Genomic DNA, 475 nt, shown 5'->3' with positions numbered 1-475 from the left:
GTCTGACTCAGAAAGTGCATCAACATCATTAAGTACTTCAGTATCAGATTCAGAGTCAGCAAGCACATCATTGAGTACATCAGTGTCTGATTCAGAAAGTGCATCAACATCATTGAGCACGTCAGTAAGTGATTCAGAATCAGCAAGTACGTCATTAAGTACTTCAGTATCTGACTCAGAGTCAGCAAGTACATCATTAAGTACTTCAGTAAGTGACTCAGAGTCAGCAAGTACGTCATTAAGTACATCAGTATCTGACTCAGAAAGTGCATCAACATCATTGAGCACGTCAGTAAGTGATTCAGAATCAGCAAGTACATCACTAAGTACTTCAGTATCTGACTCAGAAAGTGCGTCAACATCATTGAGCACATCAGTGTCTGACTCAGAAAGTGCATCAACATCATTAAGTACTTCAGTATCAGATTCAGAGTCAGCAAGCACATCATTGAGTACATCAGTGTCTGATTCAGAA

Annotated in this window: 1 pseudogene; it reads right to left on the bottom strand. The window is 39.6% G+C overall.

The annotated features are described in order from the left end of the window. Window positions 1-475: pseudogene (locus tag SH09_RS17310) on the bottom strand (hypothetical protein); the annotation flags it as partial.

The organism is Staphylococcus gallinarum (assembly GCF_000875895.1).
GTDB classification, from domain to species: domain Bacteria; phylum Bacillota; class Bacilli; order Staphylococcales; family Staphylococcaceae; genus Staphylococcus; species Staphylococcus gallinarum.
Note: the sequence above shows the minus strand (reverse complement) of the source record. Positions and strands in the feature narration are given on the sequence as shown.